This is a genomic window from Leclercia sp. G3L (genome assembly GCF_021117075.1).
Lineage (GTDB): Bacteria > Pseudomonadota > Gammaproteobacteria > Enterobacterales > Enterobacteriaceae > Enterobacter > Enterobacter adecarboxylatus_C.
In genome coordinates this window covers 2,853,950-2,872,032 of record NZ_CP088265.1, presented here as the reverse complement: position 1 = coordinate 2,872,032, position 18,083 = coordinate 2,853,950, and the positions used below count along the sequence as shown (strand labels likewise).

At 43.1% G+C, this 18,083-nt stretch carries 16 protein-coding genes; 1 reads left to right on the top strand and 15 read right to left on the bottom strand.

Annotation, left to right across the window (positions count from 1 at the left end; genetic code table 11):
* Nucleotides 1-139: 139 nt before the first annotated feature.
* A complete protein-coding gene (locus LRS40_RS15000; protein ID WP_231311939.1) occupies nt 140-1,162 on the top strand; it encodes an NAD-dependent epimerase in 1,023 nt (340 codons plus the stop codon).
* Here the strand turns inward: LRS40_RS15000 and LRS40_RS14995 are convergent.
* From LRS40_RS14995 to rfbB, 15 genes are all read right to left on the bottom strand, one after another.
* Nucleotides 1,143-2,398 (bottom strand): IS3 family transposase gene (locus LRS40_RS14995; RefSeq protein ID WP_231311938.1). Its coding sequence is split into 2 segments (ribosomal slippage): nt 1,143-2,047 and nt 2,047-2,398, totalling 1,257 coding nucleotides; the frame shifts between segments, so codons are not numbered across the junction. The two genes, LRS40_RS15000 and LRS40_RS14995, sit on opposite strands and share 20 nt — an antisense overlap.
* Before the next feature lie 104 nt (nt 2,399-2,502).
* Entirely contained in the window at nt 2,503-3,669 is a 1,167-nt protein-coding gene (ugd, locus tag LRS40_RS14990) for a UDP-glucose 6-dehydrogenase (protein WP_142486359.1), read from the bottom strand.
* 251 nt (nt 3,670-3,920) lie between these two features.
* Complete coding sequence (gene gndA / locus LRS40_RS14985; protein WP_225758465.1) at nt 3,921-5,327, bottom strand: NADP-dependent phosphogluconate dehydrogenase; 1,407 nt, start codon at nt 5,325-5,327, stop codon at nt 3,921-3,923.
* Between the two features lie 108 nt (nt 5,328-5,435).
* Entirely contained in the window at nt 5,436-5,840 is a 405-nt protein-coding gene (locus LRS40_RS14980) for a WbuC family cupin fold metalloprotein (protein ID WP_231311937.1), read from the bottom strand.
* The gene (locus tag LRS40_RS14975) at nt 5,831-7,039 is read right to left on the bottom strand and encodes a glycosyltransferase family 4 protein (protein WP_231311936.1); all 1,209 of its coding nucleotides are present in this window, start codon (nt 7,037-7,039) and stop codon (nt 5,831-5,833) included. The genes LRS40_RS14980 and LRS40_RS14975 overlap by 10 nt, the downstream gene beginning before the upstream one ends.
* Nucleotides 7,039-8,169: a non-hydrolyzing UDP-N-acetylglucosamine 2-epimerase gene (wecB, locus tag LRS40_RS14970; RefSeq protein WP_231311935.1), complete on the bottom strand. Its 1,131-nt coding sequence runs from the start codon at nt 8,167-8,169 to the stop codon at nt 7,039-7,041. The genes LRS40_RS14975 and wecB overlap by 1 nt, the downstream gene beginning before the upstream one ends.
* Nucleotides 8,169-9,272, bottom strand: coding sequence for a capsular polysaccharide biosynthesis protein CapF (locus LRS40_RS14965; protein ID WP_231311934.1), 1,104 nt, complete (start codon nt 9,270-9,272; stop codon nt 8,169-8,171). Before LRS40_RS14965 ends, wecB begins: the two co-directional genes overlap by 1 nt.
* 1 nt (nt 9,273) lies before the next feature.
* A complete protein-coding gene (gene fnlA, locus LRS40_RS14960; protein WP_231311933.1) occupies nt 9,274-10,308 on the bottom strand; it encodes a UDP-N-acetylglucosamine 4,6-dehydratase/5-epimerase in 1,035 nt (344 codons plus the stop codon).
* 1 nt (nt 10,309) lies between these two features.
* Nucleotides 10,310-11,506, bottom strand: a complete 1,197-nt coding sequence (locus LRS40_RS14955) for a glycosyltransferase family 4 protein (protein WP_231311932.1) — start codon at nt 11,504-11,506, stop codon at nt 10,310-10,312.
* A gap of 1 nt (nt 11,507) precedes the next feature.
* Nucleotides 11,508-12,365 carry a glycosyltransferase family 2 protein gene (locus tag LRS40_RS14950; RefSeq protein ID WP_231311931.1) on the bottom strand — a complete coding sequence of 286 codons (858 nt, stop codon included), beginning with the start codon at nt 12,363-12,365 and terminating at the stop codon, nt 11,508-11,510.
* A complete protein-coding gene (locus LRS40_RS14945) occupies nt 12,362-13,627 on the bottom strand; it encodes a hypothetical protein (protein WP_231311930.1) in 1,266 nt (421 codons plus the stop codon). Before LRS40_RS14945 ends, LRS40_RS14950 begins: the two co-directional genes overlap by 4 nt.
* Before the next feature lie 133 nt (nt 13,628-13,760).
* On the bottom strand, nt 13,761-15,029 hold the full coding sequence (locus tag LRS40_RS14940; RefSeq protein ID WP_231311929.1) for a flippase: 1,269 nt from the start codon (nt 15,027-15,029) through the stop codon (nt 13,761-13,763).
* Nucleotide 15,030: 1 nt separating this feature from the next.
* On the bottom strand, nt 15,031-15,915 hold the full coding sequence (rfbA, locus tag LRS40_RS14935) for a glucose-1-phosphate thymidylyltransferase RfbA (RefSeq protein ID WP_231311928.1): 885 nt from the start codon (nt 15,913-15,915) through the stop codon (nt 15,031-15,033).
* Between the two features lie 44 nt (nt 15,916-15,959).
* Nucleotides 15,960-16,859 (bottom strand): dTDP-4-dehydrorhamnose reductase, encoded by a 900-nt coding sequence (gene rfbD / locus LRS40_RS14930; protein ID WP_231311927.1) that lies wholly within the window; start codon nt 16,857-16,859, stop codon nt 15,960-15,962.
* Complete coding sequence (gene rfbB / locus LRS40_RS14925) at nt 16,859-17,944, bottom strand: dTDP-glucose 4,6-dehydratase (protein WP_231311926.1); 1,086 nt, start codon at nt 17,942-17,944, stop codon at nt 16,859-16,861. The genes rfbD and rfbB overlap by 1 nt, the downstream gene beginning before the upstream one ends.
* Nucleotides 17,945-18,083 lie beyond the last annotated feature (139 nt).

Genomic DNA, 18,083 nt, shown 5'->3' with positions numbered 1-18,083 from the left:
GATTGTTGACGGATTTTCTATAGGAATCCGATTAGCCATATCGAAAATATGATGTTTGGGAACCCTGCGCATCGCGTTATCATACCTTAAATCCGGTATTTAACGCACCGGGCATGATAAGTAACAGATGAGGACAGTTATGAAATTTCTGGTCACTGGCGCAGCAGGCTTTATCGGCGCACATGTCAGCAAGCGGCTGCTGGACGCCGGGCATCAGGTTGTAGGTATTGACAACCTCAATGACTATTACGATGTGAACCTGAAGCAGGCGCGTCTTGATCTGCTAACATCCGCGAACTTTACTTTCCATAAGCTTGATCTGGCAGATCGAGAAGGTATGGCTGCTCTCTTCGCTGCGGAAAAATTTGATCGCGTGATCCATCTCGCCGCTCAGGCGGGTGTACGTTATTCCCTGGACAACCCACATGCCTATGCCGAAGCCAATCTGGTAGGTCATCTGAACGTGCTGGAAGGCTGTCGTCATAATAAGGTGCAACACTTGCTTTACGCATCTTCAAGCTCCGTTTACGGACTAAACCGTAAGATGCCTTTCTCTACCGACGATTCCGTTGATCATCCGGTATCGCTGTATGCCGCGACTAAAAAAGCTAACGAACTGATGTCGCACACCTACTCGCATCTGTATGGACTGCCAACGACCGGCCTGCGCTTCTTTACCGTATATGGCCCCTGGGGCCGTCCCGACATGGCGCTGTTTAAATTCACCAAAGCCATGGTGGAAGGAAAAAGCATTGACGTTTATAACTTTGGTAAGATGAAGCGCGACTTTACCTATATCGATGATATTGCCGAAGCGATTGTTCGCCTGCAGGATGTTATTCCGCACGCGGACAGCAACTGGACGGTTGAGACGGGTTCCCCTGCGACCAGCTCCGCCCCTTATCGAGTCTATAACATTGGTAATAGCTCGCCTGTTGAGCTGATGGATTACATAACCGCACTGGAAGAGGCGTTAGGCATTGAAGCCGAGAAAAACATGATGCCAATTCAGCCGGGTGATGTGCTGGAAACCAGCGCGGATACTACGGCGCTGTATGAGGTTATCGGGTTTAAGCCTCAGACCTCGGTTAAAGAGGGTGTGAAGAACTTCGTGGACTGGTATCGCGAATTTTACAAAGTGACTAGTCCTGATATAGGTTGACAGTTTTCTGCCTGTAAAACGCCTGATGAACCTCATCGGGCGTTTTATATTTCAGGGCCAGATGTGGCCGCTCATGGTTATAGATCGCCACAGATTCTTTTACCATCTTCCTGGCTTGCTCAAGATCAACCGGGCGCGAGAGTAAAAACTCATTTTTCAGGATCCCGTTTATTCGCTCTGCCAGCGCATTCTGGTAGCAGTCATACCCGTCAGTCATTGAACAGGTTATACCGTTGTTCTCATGTACTGACTGGTAAAGCGCTGAACAGTATTGTAGCCCTCTGTCAGAATGATGTATCCGGGGGCTTGTCGCTTTTCTTTGTTTCAGTGCCTGCCTGAACGCTTTTACCACATTCTCCGTCTGCAGATTTTCCCCCACATGGTAGCCCATGATTTTCCTGGAACAGGCATCCGTGACCAGACTCAGATAAGCGGTGCCACTGCGCAGCGCAAGGTAAGTAATATCGGCGACCCAGACCTGCTCCGGCTCAAGGGCGGCCACCTGTCCGGGGCCGGGCTTCAGCAGATTAGGATGCCGGTGAAAGCGATGGTGGCTGTTGGTGGTTTTGTGATATGCGCGTTTCACAGGCACCAGAAGCCGGTGTTCATCCAGCAGACTGAACAGGCGGTCACGCCCGATATTCAGTATTTCATCCGCCTGACTGTTCAGCAGATAGTGCAGTTTACATGTCCCCATTCGTGGCTGGCGGCACCGGACTCGGGCAACAAAATCAAGAACCTGAGCATTATGTTCCTGTCGTTTTCTGCACCTTGCATTGTCCTGATACCATGCCTGTCTGCTGTGTCCCGGGAACTGGCATGCACGCGTTACCGTTATTTTTGTTGTTTGACTTTGCGTGAGGACTTGCCGGGCCGATTTTTTACGACACTCACCCCGTAATCGTTTTTCAGAACGTTGATAACAGATTCGAAAAACTCGGCTTTCTGGTTCGCCAGTTCAAGCTGTTTTTCAAGCTCTCTGATCCTTTGCTCGGGTGTGAGTGGGATATTTGTCTGAGCCACAGGCAGTCTCCTCTTCACCAGCTCAGGAAGTCCGGGGCTCCAGTCAAGCCTGCCATATTTACGCAGCCAGACAAGAACGGTGGAGCGCCCCTGAATGCCGTATCGCTGCTGGGCCTGTTTATAGGTCATCTCGCCTTTTTCGACCTGCCCGACAACGGCTATTTTAAAGGATAGAGGATAATCACGTTGGGTACGTTTGAAGTCAGTCATCATCACGTTCTCCGGATTTAAGTCAGGAACGTGTCAACGCTATTCAGGACGGGTCATTAAAAAAAATAAAGCCCGGCGTCGCCGGGCTTTTTCATGCTACAGAGCAATCAGTCACTGCCAAAAAGATCGCGGGTATAGACCTTATCCGCCACGTCAGACAGCTCTTCCGCCATCCGGTTGGAGATGATCACGTCCGCTTCTTTCTTGAAGGCATCCAGATCGCGAACCACACGTGAATGGAAAAATTCATCTTCTTTCATTACCGGTTCATAAATGATGACCTGAACGCCCTTCGCCTTAATACGCTTCATAATCCCCTGAATTGAGGAGGCACGGAAGTTATCCGAACCGCTCTTCATGATCAGACGGTATACGCCCACTACTTTCGGCTGACGCGCCAGGATGGAATCGGAGATAAAATCCTTACGCGTGCGGTTAGCATCCACAATCGCAGAAATTATGTTGTTCGGTACGGCCTGGTAGTTGGCCAGCAGCTGCTTGGTATCTTTCGGCAAACAGTAACCACCGTATCCAAAGGAAGGGTTGTTATAGTGGTTGCCGATACGCGGGTCAAGGCAGACGCCTTCGATGATCTGACGGGTATTCAACCCCAGGCTCTCTGCGTAGCTGTCCAGCTCGTTAAAGTAGGCGACACGCATTGCCAGATAGGTATTGGCAAAGAGTTTGATGGCTTCAGCTTCAGTCGCATCGGTAAACAGGACATTGATGTCTTTTTTAATGGCGCCTTCCTGCAGCAGGGCAGCAAAACGTTCCGCGCGCTCCGAGCGCTCACCAATGACGATACGTGACGGGTGCAGGTTATCGTACAATGCCCTGCCCTCACGCAGAAACTCCGGTGAGAAAATGACATTATCGATACCCAGCTCTTCTTTGATGGATTGGGTAAAGCCGACAGGAATGGTCGATTTAATGATCATCACGGCGTTCGGGTTAATTGCCGTCACGTCCTTAATCACCGCTTCTACACTTGAAGTGTTGAAATAGTTGGTTTTCGGATCGTAGTCAGTTGGCGTCGCAATGATCACATAATCCGCACCGCTGTAGGCGTCAACTTTGTCTGTCGTGGCACGGAAATTCAACGGCTTATTGGTCAGATAGTCCTGGATCTCTTTATCCACAATCGGCGAGATCTTCTGGTTAAGCATATCAACCTTGGCCTGCACGATATCCAGGGCCACTACTTCATGGTGTTGTGCAATCAGGATCCCGTTAGAGAGACCTACATAACCTGTTCCGGAGATTGTTATTTTCATTGAATTAACTTCTTTAAGTTAAGTGTCGGGAGCGACAACCGCCCCACCGCAATAAGCAACTTTTGGGGTTTTTACCGCGTATGCTGAGTTGCTGTCAAGGCGAATGGCTGGCTGCAGAAAGGAACAATTATAGTGATTTATGCTGCACTATAACCTGTCGGATGAATCAGTTGAGGCAACACGGGGATATTACAGGTAAAAAAACCCGGTGACGTTCACCGGGTCTCGCTACATGACTGAGTTAAATCAGATTAATCCAGCCACTCGGTGTGGAACACACCTTCTTTATCGGTACGCTTATAAGTGTGCGCGCCGAAGTAGTCGCGCTGCGCCTGAATCAGGTTAGCAGGCAGAACGGCAGCACGGTAGCTGTCGTAATAAGCGACTGCAGCAGAGAAGGTTGGCACCGGAATGCCGTTCTGCACTGCGTAAGCCACAACGTCACGCAGCGCCTGCTGGTAATCATCAGCAATCTGCTTGAAGTATGGAGCCAGCAGCAGGTTAGCGATGTTCGCATTTTCGGCGTACGCATCGGTAATTTTCTGCAGGAACTGAGCACGGATGATGCAACCGGCACGGAAAATCTTCGCGATTTCACCGTAGTTCAGATCCCAGTTGTTCTCATCAGACGCGGCACGCAGCTGAGAGAAGCCCTGCGCGTAGGAGACGATTTTACCCAGGTACAGTGCGCGACGGACTTTCTCGATAAATTCTGCTTTATCACCTGCCAGCTTCGCCTGTGGACCGGTCAGCACTTTAGATGCTGCAACACGCTGCTCTTTCAGAGAAGAGATGTAACGTGCAAAGACCGATTCGGTGATCAGTGACAGTGGCTCGCCCAGATCCAGTGAACTCTGGCTGGTCCATTTACCGGTACCTTTGTTCGCCGCTTCATCCAGAATCACATCGACCAGGTATTTACCCTCTTCATCTTTCTTGGTGAAGATATCTTTGGTGATGTCGATCAGGTAGCTGCTCAGCTCGCCGTTGTTCCAGTCGGTGAAGGTTTGCGCAAGTTCATCGTTGGAGAGGTTCAGGCCGCCTTTCAGGAGAGAATAGGCTTCTGCGATCAGCTGCATGTCACCGTATTCAATACCGTTGTGAACCATCTTCACATAGTGACCCGCGCCGTCAGGACCGATATAGGTCACGCATGGCTCACCGTCTTCAGCCACGGCAGCGATTTTTGTCAGGATAGGCGCAACAAGCTCATAAGCATCTTTTTGGCCGCCAGGCATGATGGATGGGCCTTTCAGTGCGCCCTCTTCACCGCCGGATACACCGGTACCGATGAAGTTGAAGCCTTCTGCAGAAAGTTCACGGTTACGACGAATGGTGTCATGGAAGAAGGTGTTACCGCCATCGATAATGATATCGCCTTTTTCCAGATAAGGTTTCAAGGAGTCGATGGCCGCATCTGTGCCAGCGCCTGCTTTCACCATTAACAGGATACGACGAGGCGTTTCCAGAGATTCAACGAACTCCTGAACCGTATAGAAAGGAACCAGTTTTTTCCCTGGGTTCTCGGCAATCACTTCTTCGGTTTTATCACGGGAGCGGTTGAAAACGGAGACGGTATAACCACGGCTTTCGATGTTCAGCGCCAGGTTGCGCCCCATCACTGCCATACCGACGACGCCGATCTGTTGTTTGGACATTACATACTCCTGTCAGGTGTGGTCACCGCGTCATGCACGCGGCTTGAAATGTGGCTTAGATGTTAACTCAGGAAGTGCTAACGTTGATAGCGTAAGATGCGATTCAACTTACCATTGGGGTGATGACTTTGCATAAGCCGGATCGAACGGGCCCTCTTTAACTTCTAGGAGCAATGCTTGTTCAGTTAAACATTCAACACTATGAATATCACCAGGGGCAAATTCCACCACCGTAATGCCTGTATTTTGCCCAGCGGTAAAGCGCTTAATTACCTTGCCTTCATCACTATATAAGCAAACCTGTAATTGCCCCTCGATAATAGTGAACATTTCCCATTGATGTTTAAGAATATGGAAATGAGGATCGACGTAACTGCCCTTTTTCATCGCTATTAACAAGCGCTGAACTTTATCCTGATGAGAATCATGCAATAAAAGGTGAGAACGCAATCGTTCAGATTGTTCAGCTTCTTTATACAAACTGTCCAGCTGTTCAGTATCAATCAAACGCATCGACTCGCCTCCAGTCTCATTTCAATTGTTTGTGCCGCAGACTCAACTGAAAATTCTTTTTCTAATAGTTGATTTGCACTCATACCTAACTGCTTTCTAAATTCGATATCTTCCATCATCAACAGGGCAGATTGATAAAGGTTATCATCCTCACCATTGATATGAATCACACCGGCATTGTTATTGTTGATTATTCCCAGAAGGTCATTCCCGACATTAACGCTACCTAATATAGGAATTGACTGCACCATATACCCCAATATTTTACCAGGGAAGTTATGGGAAGAATGTTTGGCAGAAAGTGAGAATAAACCCACATCGATTTCAGATAAAATGCATTTAAATTCAGTTTGGTTAACCGAAGGCAAATAACTGAAATTTGTCAAACCCCACTCAGTCGCCAATGCATTAATTAATGTAACCTCATCGCCCTGCCCAACAAAAAGGAAGTGAGCATCCGCATGTTGATTCATACGGCGCGCCAGACGCATAAGGTTGGCCATGTCCTGAGCATGGCCTATGTTACCACCATAGAAAAAGATAACTTTGTTTTCTAAACTAAGACGCTGGCGTAGCGGCACGTAGTCTGATGGCAAGGAAACAGGTGCCAGTGAAGCCCAATTACGCAAAACTTCACAAGGATAGCCTTTATGCGTTATCTGGAACGACTCAATGTTTTTTTCTGACATAAATCCGATACGATTGGCTTGAATATATGATTTTTTCTCAAAGATGCGAAAATATCTTTCAATCGCAGAACCAGATTTTATCATACCTGCATCAATTACCCATTGAGGAAACATATCTCTCAAAACCAGATAAGCGGGGCATTGACAGCGACTTTTTATTTTATTTACTAACCCCCCCCAGAAAATAGAAGGGGAATAATAAACAACGCCTTCAAAAGTATCTTCCTTGATGAGGTGCTTTACAGCACCCCATGCCTTCCAGGATAACATGGTTTCATTAACGGCACGCTGAAATTTACTTACATCCTTTAGTGCGCCACTTTTAAAACGCCATACTTTAACCTTCTCAAAATTGTCGACATTCAGTTTTTGTGGCAAATCAGCAGAAGGTGTAATAACGGTTACTTCATGTCCACGAGCTATAAATTCCTTTGCCAACTCATGAAACATTTTAGCACCAACCCGAGTGCTATCAGGCAAATAATCATCAATGATCAGAGCAAGTTTCATTAATATTCTTTCCAGACGACTCTCTTAACGTAATCTGTATAAGAATGTACGATTCTAACTACTTTATCAGAGACATTAGGCATACTGTAATCGCTCACCTGGCGTAATAAACGCTCTTCACCACGCGGCTGGGTAGCTAAAATATCTAAGGCCTGAATCACTCGTGCACATTCCAGTCCAACCATCATTACTGAGGCTTCCTCGAAACCTTCCGGCCGTTCATGGGCTTCACGTATATTTAATGCCGGGAAGTTCATGATTGAAGATTCTTCAGTGATTGTACCACTGTCCGATAAAACAGCTCGGGAGTTTTTCTGTAAATGGTTATAGTCATGAAAACCAAGAGGTTTCAATAAGTTAATGTTAGGGTGGAATTCAATGCCCTGTTCATTAATACGGTTGCGAGTACGTGGATGCGTTGAAACAATTACAGGTATGTCATATTTTTCAGCGATGGTGTTGAGAATAGTCGCGAGTTTAACCAACTGTTTAGGAGAGTCGACATTTTCCTCTCTATGAGCACTCACAACAAAAAACTCACCTGGCTGTAAATTTAAACGCGACAACACATCTGAAGCATCAATTTGAGGCATGTAATAAGATAGAACCTCAAACATCGGGCTACCAGTTTTAATAATACGGTCAGCAGGTATGCCTTCTGCAAGAAGGTATTCGCGCGCAATATCGCTGTATGTCATGTTGATATCAGCTGTATGGTCAACTATACGCCGATTAGTCTCTTCTGGAACACGTTGATCGAAACAGCGGTTACCTGCTTCCATATGGAAAATAGGAATCTTACGTCTTTTCGCGGGAATTGCTGAAATGCAAGAGTTGGTATCACCTAAAACGAGCATAGACTCAGGTTTTTCAATCTCTAAAACTTCGTCCACTTTAATAATCACCTGACCAATGGTTTCCGCAGCATTTTTACCTGCAGCATTTAAAAAATAGTCAGGTTTGCGTACGCCCAGATCATTAAAAAAGACTTCATTTAGTTCGTAATCGTAGTTTTGTCCCGTATGGACAAGTATATGCTCACAGTGCTTATCCAGCGCAGCAAGAACACGCGATAAACGAATAATCTCAGGGCGGGTACCCACCACGGACATCACTTTTAATTTTTTCATTATAAAGGTCTCGCTATAGTGTCAGGTTTTTCACGGTCAAAAATTTCGTTAGCCCAAAGCATGACAATAAGTTCGTCATTACCGGTATTAGTAATATCATGCGTCCAACCTGGCACTGTTTCTACAATTTTAAACTCATCCGAGGAAACATTGAGCTCATAACGCTGACCCGTTATTACATGTTCGAATTTGAAGCAGGCGACGCCACGGATAACCAAGAATTTCTCATTTTTGGTATGATGATAATGCCCGCCACGTGTTATGCCAGGATGAGCGGTAAAAAAGGAAAACTGACCTGCATCCGGTGTTTTCAGCATTTCGCAAAAAACACCGCGGGCATCACCATAAGACGGAACCGTATAGGCGAATTCCTCTTTCGGGAGATAACTTAACCAAGTGGAGTATAAAGCCCTAACGAAGCCCGTACCGACATTCTCTGTAATTAAAGTAGAACGGCTGTTTTTGAAACGATTAATTAACTCTGCAACTTCACCAACGGTTGTAGAATAAACAGGATCAACAGATTTATATCCAGTCTGAACGTCCCCTGCAAGTAATGTTATCGCTTCGTCACAAATATCATCAATATAAATGAGATTAACAGCAGCTGTCGGATTATTGATAACAATATCCAAACCATGTGCAATGTTATGGCAAAAGGTTGCAACAAATGAATTGTAATTTGGTTTGCACCACTTGCCAAAAACATTAGGGTATCGGTAAATATAAACTGATGCCCCGCTCTGTTCCGCATAATGCTCGATATGTTTTTCAGCGGCTGCTTTGCTTTGACCGTAAGCGTTATCCTGTTCAGCTTGTATAGAAGAGCTGAGCATTACAGGCGTTTTTTTACCGCTAGCTAATAGAGCATCAGCAATGTATTTTGTTAGATTACTGTTGCCTTCAGCAAATTCATGTTCTGTCTTAGGGCGATTGATGCCAGCAAGATGGTATATAAAGTCCGCTTTCTGTATGGCATTATCGAGCTCTTCCGAAGATGAATGTCGATCAATTCGGGTAAGCTCATGCTCCCCCATCTCCTGAAGACGCAAACATAAGTTACGCCCGATAAAGCCATCGGCTCCAGTAATCAAAATTTTCATATCAGGCATCCAAATCGTATTGTTCACCAGCACAAAGCGCACGGATAAAAGGAAGTTTAAGAAGCAATGTTTTCATACCTTCAACATCAAGACGTTGGGTGTTGTGCGAATTGTAATCTTCTACTTCAGATATACGGCGATCACCCTGTTCAACATATTTACCGTAATTCAAATCGCGCAAATCTGGTGGCACACGATAATAATCACCCATATCTATTGCAGCAATCATTTCCTCACGACTTAATAAAGCCTCAAATAATTTTTCGCCATGTCTCGTCCCAATCACATTGATTGGATGATTTTCGACATTCAACAATTCTTTGAGCGCAATGGCCAGAGTCTCAATAGTTGCAGCGGGTGCTTTCTGAACGAAAATATCACCATTGTTACCATGCTCAAATGCATACAATACTAAATCAACAGCATCTTCTAGGGTCATCATAAAACGAGTCATATTAGGATCGGTAATCGTTAAGGACTTGCCTTCTTTTATTAAATCTACAAATAAAGGTATTACTGACCCACGGGAAGCCATGACGTTACCATAGCGAGTTCCGCAAATAACAGTCTTACTACTGTCAACATTGCGGGATTTAGCAACCATAACTTTTTCCATCATTGCCTTAGAAATGCCCATGGCGTTGATTGGATAAACAGCTTTATCTGTGCTTAAACATACCACACGTTTTACTTTATTGGAAATAGCAGCTTCAAGTACATTTTCTGTCCCAAGAACGTTGGTTTTCACCGCTTCCATAGGATGAAACTCACAGGATGGAACTTGCTTAAGCGCTGCTGCATGATAGATATAGTCAACACCACGAGTTGCATTTAAAATGCTTGTATAATCGCGGACATCTCCAATATAAAACTTCAGCTTAGGGTTATTATATTTTTTACGCATGTCATCTTGTTTTTTCTCATCGCGTGAAAAAATACGAATTTCTTTAATATTAGTTTCAAGAAAACGATTAAGTACAGCATTACCAAATGAACCTGTACCACCAGTAATCAATAGAATTTTATCTTTAAACATTTTAGTCCTCTTTAATAAACAACATGAACTCATCAACAACTTTTTTTATTTCATGTTTCTTAGCAAACAAAGCATTAGCTTTTTTACCCATTTCAATAGCTGTACCTGCATCCTCAGCAAGTTTAATTATTGCGTTGGATAATGATTCTGCATCACCGGCTGTACATTTTAGACCAGCCTGAGCGTCTACAATTATATCACCAAAGTCTGTACTTTCCTCTACAGATGCAATTACAGGTAAACTCAATTTCATGTAATCGAGGCTTTTTGAGGGGTAAGTCGGTACTGGTACATTTGGGACAGTAGCAACAATCCCGGCTCGACAAAAAGACAGTAGATTCATGTATTCATCTCTTGGTATATAATCCGAGTAAATTATACCTGAGCCGGCGTCTTCTGATGTTTTTTTGACCAATCCCACTAACCTACCTTTACCAATAATTATTGTTTTTATTTTACTGTTTTTTCCATGGGCAATAGCAGCAGCTTCTAAGATGCATTCAACACCACGCCCATAATCAATTTGACCACCAAAAACAAAATAGATTGAATTGTCATCAATTAGATTACTAACATTTTTTTTATTATTTAGTACTACATTTTTATCTATCTGCTCGCTCCAGATAGGCAATTCAAAAACAACATTACTGGCTTTGCTTCCAAAATAGTTTTTGTAAAACTCACAATTCATTTCAGACATGCAACCAACATAATCAAATAAACGTACTAAAGAGCGCTCAAATGTATAAAGTATTTTCTCCTTGAACTTTCCTTTTATCAAGTTAATTTTAACCTGATGAATTGGAAAGAAATCCCAGTATATTAGTAGGTTTTTTTTACTGAACACTTTCCCTAATAAGATTGGAAACCATGTAGAAGCGCAAGGAGAAAAACATATTACTAAATCGTAATTTCTAGTTATTATTTTACAATATTTAATCGAAGCAATTACGGATGAGAACATCCATTTTACAATAAAATTAAAGAATCCTGACTTTGAGTATTTCAACGCAGGAAAATAAGAAACATTAATATTATTTATCTTTACTGTCAAAGGTTTATTCTTACCATTCCAATCCATACATAACACATGAACCTCTTTCTTCCTTGATGCTAATTCCTCGGCTAACTCTCTTGTCAACCAAGTATTATTAAGTTCAAGAGGATATTTAGTACAAATAATTAATATTTTTTCCATTTTATTTTCTTTTGCTCATTTTAAAGCCGTCAATTATACCGCGACTCGCCTCTCGCAAAGACTTACCTTTGTTGTCATCCAATAGAAAAATAGATAGCAATCTATTAATTGCTCCGGTGATTAATCTTGCTTTGTTATAAGTAGGAACATATTCTTGCTTTATTAAAAAAACAGCATTTCTATAGAAATAATATCTTCTTATAGGTTTATATTTAAGCAATTTAAAGCCTAAAAAATTGACAGGTGCTTTTTCAGATACTTCATGATGCATAATAACATCATTCATCTGTAATATTTTAAATCCTTTACTTGCAATTCGATAACACCACTCTGTATCAACAAACTCTATGAATAATTCCGAGTTAAATCTTTGTTGCTCCCATGTATTTCTAGGTATACACATGCCTGACTGTAATGTAATAAGTAATTCAGTATACCCCCCCCCAGAACTCAGAGGCTTAAGATTATATTCCTCTCCCGATCTGGCATCGATGAATCTTGGAGTTAATACACCTAATTTGACCTTGAGCTCCATAAGCTCAAGATAATGATGCCATACGTCATCAATATAATTTAACGGAGGTGCGCTATCTTGATCAAAGGTAAAAATAACCTCTACTGAGTCATCAAGGGAAGAAGCAATAGTGTTAATTGCTTTACCCAACCCTAGGTTTTGATTAAACGATATTACTTTAACGTTATTCGATGAGAAAGCACTTACTTCCTCCTCATTAATACCGCCGTTATTAGCAATATATATCATGCCATTTTCATGTGAACATGCATTAATGAGATTACTTAACTTTTGATTATCCGGATAATAGCAAATAATGATTACGGCTATTTTTATCATTTTCAAAACACCACTTTCCTTTTATTAATCACAAGTAATTCACCGAGAATAAAAACTGTTATAGTCACCCCCGGGAATGACAACATAAACGGATTAGTTGAGAACATAACTAATATTGAAAATGAAAATAGCAACCAAAGCACCTTATTTGACGAAAGCCTATGCCCATCAAAGAAATTCTTAAAAAAACCTGGAATTATTGTCAGCTGTATTATGAAAAATAGCATGCAGCCTATTATCCCAATTTTCATAATTAAGGACATTAAACTCATTTCGTAAGTCCATGGTGCTATATCTGATCGCAAGTATTGGGCATTACCGCCTAATCCAGTACCGAATAATGGATTTTCAATAAAGGTGTTAAGTATCCATGTTACCTGTTCAAATCGCACATCATCACTGCTAACACTTGCTATACCTAGAACTGAAAGTACTTTAGGGTGAATTATCAGCCCAGTTATAATTATAAACATCACTATAGCTAAAGAAAGTATATAATATGTCAAATAACTTTTGAGCTTTATAGCAAGTGGACATAATTTGTAAGCAAACAAGCCAAGCATAACAATAACTGGGGACAAATATAAAGCTCTAGTCCAAGTACTATATAAAGCCACAAAGATTATCACCACGTATAAAAGATGCTTGATCGTTTTGAATTCTAAATATCTTTGAATAGCTAAATAAAAACCAACAACGAGCAAAGAACTATTAGGCAATAAAACTCTAAATAATCCGTCTGGTGTGTCAGCAATGATAATATTATCTATTGCGTCTTCAGTGCCCGATGTTAATGCATTAGTTAACATGGCTTTAGTAATATCAGCATAAGGCAAATGCAGAAGCCCAAAACACCAAATTAGTATATGCCCAACTGCACTTAACAAACAAAAGGATAACATGCATCGTTTCAAAAACTGCCAGTTATTTAATATATATTTATTAGTTACAATCAAAGGGCAAAATAATACCCCTAAAAAGGGCATTAGTTCTGCTAATGAATAATTAAGATTAACTCCATTCAGCATTGGCACCGCAAGGCCGAATACCAGAGAAAAAACAAGCGCTTCTATAACATATATGAAATTATAAACACCTCTCAGCGTAAATAAAACAAATAATAGAATAAATGCATACTCTATCTTTCGTATTGATACACCAATTACGTTAATACTCCACGCGCCTGAACCCAGTAAGGTGACATCAAAAAGGAACATACAAAAACATGTTATAATAATAAACTCTGCTAAATTATTTACCGATCTCACATATACGCCTTAAATTTTCAAGATTATTTTGCAGATATGTACTATTTTAAATAGCCTTTTTCGGCCCCTCTATGAGCTTTATTAATAAATATTACTCTCAACGAAAATATTAATTATTACTCATTTCTAACGATTACATACATAATCTTTTTTTAGTTAATAGTTTAGCAAATAAAAAGAGACAAAAACAGTCAATAACAACTCTGATAGACCATGCATATGCTGCCCCTAACAATCCAAATTGATTAGTTAGGTAATAAAGCAACATCAAATAAGGAAGCACCTCAGCACAATGCAAGAGAGCTGTGATTTTTGAAAAGCCAAGCGCCTGAATTGAAGCAAAGGGAATCTGCGCCAATGCATTAAAGAAAAAACCTAAAAGCAATACCTTAAATATCATGGAAGACTGTAAATAATACTCCGACCCTAACCAGTAAAACATTATTTGATTAGACAATATCATCAACAAGATTATTAAAGGTAGACAAACAGCAAGCATTATAATGTATGAAATTTTCAATTCTTTAAAGAATTCTTTAGCGTCTGATAAGCTACTTAATCGCGGAAATAATGTCCGCGATATTGAGGTAGGAAGGATACTCATCCTTGATATAATTTCAGCTGGGGCTGTATAATAACCAACATTCTTAGCCCCCATTAAATGTGAAATAATAAATCGATCAAAATACACCATCATAGGACTTATTAGGTTACTTACTGTCATCCATCCACCAAATAACAGAAGTCGTTTAAAGCAGTCAAAATGGAAGTCCAGCCCAGCGGAAACAATATCTTTTCTAATACAAATAAATGAAATAACTAATGATATAACCCTAGCGATAACCAATCCCATTACCGCATAAAATAAGTTTACCTTAATAAATATCATTAAAGCAGGAAAGCCAGCTAAAAAAGTGTTAGAAATAGTTTTTTGTATATTAAGCGTGGCAAATTTCTCTTCGCCCTCCAATATTGAAATCCATAACTGGTTCAACAAAAAAAATGGCAATGACATCGTTATTAACTTAATAGACATTTCCACATCTAATTTGTTTTTGTCGCTTACGCTAATTAATTCAATAATCCTTTCAACATTAGCATATATAATTATGGATATTATGATTGCTGTCACCAGTATAAATACCGTTGATGTAGATATGATTCTGTTTTTTTCTTTCTCATCATTACGATAAATTGCGATTTCTCTTATAATGGCCCTAGTCAAACCGAAATCAAATACGCTAGCATATCCAATCAGCGCCATTGCTAACGTAAATACACCAAACAGTTCTAATCCAAGTTTCCTAGCTAATAAACCAAGTGCTGGTATGGCAATTACTGAAGGAATTACATAGCCAGCTAAATTAAAAAAACTATTTTTTATTAAAATATTTTTAAACATCTTATTTGCTCGATTGTTTTATCATATTTAATAGGTATTTCCCATATGCATTTTTTGACAATGGTTTAGCTAGTTGCTTCACCTGTTCAGCGTCAATAAACCCTTTGCGATAGGCAATCTCTTCCGGACAAGCTACTTTAAGCCCCTGACGCTGTTCAATGGTCGAAATGTAATTACTGGCTTCGATCAGGCTATGATGGGTGCCCGTATCCAGCCAGGCAAATCCGCGTCCCATCATGGCAACGGACAAGCGCCCTTGCTCCATGTAGATGCGGTTAATATCGGTAATTTCAAGTTCGCCACGCGCGGACGGCTTCAGGCTCTTCGCCATCTCTACAACACTGTTGTCGTAGAAATAGAGTCCCGTGACGGCGTAGTTACTTTGTGGTTCGATGGGTTTTTCCTCCAGGCTGATGGCAGTGCCTTCTTTATCGAACTCAACAACACCGTACCGCTCAGGATCGGTAACGTGATAGGCAAATACGGTTGCCCCGCCCTCTTTATTAACAGCGGTCTCCATCAGTTTTGGCAGATCGTGACCATAAAAAATATTGTCGCCCAGCACCAAGGCACAATCATCGTTTCCAATAAAGGCTTCGCCAATAATGAAAGCCTGCGCCAGACCATCCGGGCTCGCCTGAGCCTGATACTGTAAGTTCAGACCCCACTGGCTCCCGTCACCAAGCAGTTGCTCAAAACGCGGTGTATCCTGCGGTGTGCTAATGATGAGGATGTCGCGGATCCCTGCAAGCATTAGCGTGGACAGCGGATAATAAATCATCGGTTTATCATAAACCGGAAGCAGCTGTTTGCTGACGGCCATCGTCACGGGATAAAGACGTGTTCCCGAACCACCCGCCAGAATAATGCCTTTACGCGTTTTCATATCGTTATCTCTTTCCAGATGCCTGTTATGGAGCATCGTTCTCGTCAAACGGCGGTGGTTGTAAACAATTCTGCCAGCATGCGTTTGACACCGGTCTCCCACTGGGGAAGGACCATCCCGAAATTTTGCTTAAATTTAGTGGTATCCAGTCTGGAGTTATTAGGTCGACGCGCCGGTGTAGGGTAATGACTTGTCGGTACCGCCTTTAACTGGGTCAGTGCCAGCGTAATGCCCGCCTTACGGGCCTCGTCGAATACCAGCGCTGCATAATCATGCCATGTGGTGGTTCCGCCAGCGACCAGATGATACAACCCCGCAACTTCCGGTTTTATCAGTGCCGTGCGGATAGCGTGTGCGGTGCAATCAGCTAAAAGTTCGGCACCAGTAGGCGCGCCGAATTGATCGTTGATTACCGACAGTTCGCTACGCTCTTTTGCGAGGCGCAGCATGATTTTCGCAAAATTATTCCCCTTACCCGCATAAACCCAACTGGTGCGAAAAATTAAATGGCGCGCGCAGTAATTCTGTAGCGCTTTCTCACCGGCCAGCTTGGTTTCGCCGTACACATTCAGAGGTGCGGTGGCATCTGTTTCCTGCCAGGGAGTATCTCCATGTCCGGGGAAGACGTAGTCGGTAGAGTAGTGAACTACCCAGGCACCGATTTTAGCGGCTTCTTTGGCAATGGCTTCGACGCTCGTGGCATTCAGCAACTGCGCGAATTCTGCTTCTGACTCGGCTTTATCCACAGCGGTATGGGCCGCCGCGTTCACAATCACATCAGGTTTAATGCGTCGTACTGTTTCAGCAATGCCTTCTGGATTACTGAAATCACCGCAATATTCGCTAGAATGAACATCGACGGCAATCAGGTTACCTAGCGGCGCAAGCGAGCGCTGCAGCTCCCAACCCACCTGTCCTGTTTTGCCGAACAAAAGGATATTCATTACTGGCGTTCCCCGTAGTTCTGTTCAATCCAGGATTGATAGTTGCCGCTTTTCACATTCTCAACCCACTGGATATTGGCCAGATACCACTCCACCGTTTTGCGGATCCCGCTCTCGAACGTTTCCTGCGGCTTCCAGCCTAACGTCTGGCTAATCTTATCGGCATCGATGGCATAACGACGGTCATGGCCTGGGCGATCGGTCACCCAGGTGATTTGATCGCGATAAGAGTTCTCTTTCGGCACAATTTCATCAAGCAGATCGCAAATGGTATGAACTACATCCAGGTTTTGTTTCTCGTTATGCCCGCCGATGTTGTAGGTCTCGCCTGGCTTACCCTGGGTTACCACGGTATAGAGTGCACGGGCGTGATCTTCGACATACAGCCAGTCGCGGATCTGATCGCCCTTGCCGTAAATCGGTAGTGCTTTTCCGTCCAGGGCGTTCAGGATCACCAGCGGGATCAGTTTTTCCGGGAAGTGATAAGGACCGTAGTTATTGGAGCAGTTGGTCACGATGGTCGGGAAACCGTAGGTTCGCAACCAGGCGCGCACGAGATGATCGCTGGAGGCCTTCGAGGCTGAATACGGGCTGCTTGGTGCATATGCCGTAGTCTCGGTAAACAGCGGCAGCTCAGCAGATGCAGGGTGTTCATCCGGGTGCGGCAGATCGCCATACACTTCGTCAGTGGAGATATGGTGGAAACGGAAGGCTTGTTTCACCTCTTCGCCAAGTGTGGACCAGTATGCACGGGCCGCTTCCAGCAGCACGTAAGTACCGACGATGTTGGTCTCAATAAATGCAGACGGACCGGTAATCGAACGGTCAACGTGACTCTCTGCTGCCAGATGCATAACGGCTTCAGGCTTGTGCTCGGCAAAAATGCGATCCATCGCTGCTTTGTCGCAAATATCGGCATGCTCAAAGGCGTAACGTGAACTGGCGCTAACCTCAGCCAGAGATTCCAGGTTACCGGCGTAGGTCAATTTATCGACATTAACCACGTCATCCTGTGTATTTTGAATAATATGTCGGACAACCGCAGAGCCGATAAAACCGGCACCACCAGTAACAAGAATTTTCACGCGTTATTTTCCGTTAAATGAATTCATTGGGATTTTGGAAATCTGAAAATTTGAAGAAAAAATTCAGAAATCAGACACGCTACCGCCCCTGGCTTTACAGCTACCAGTGCACTGATCGTGACATAATTTAGAGGTATTT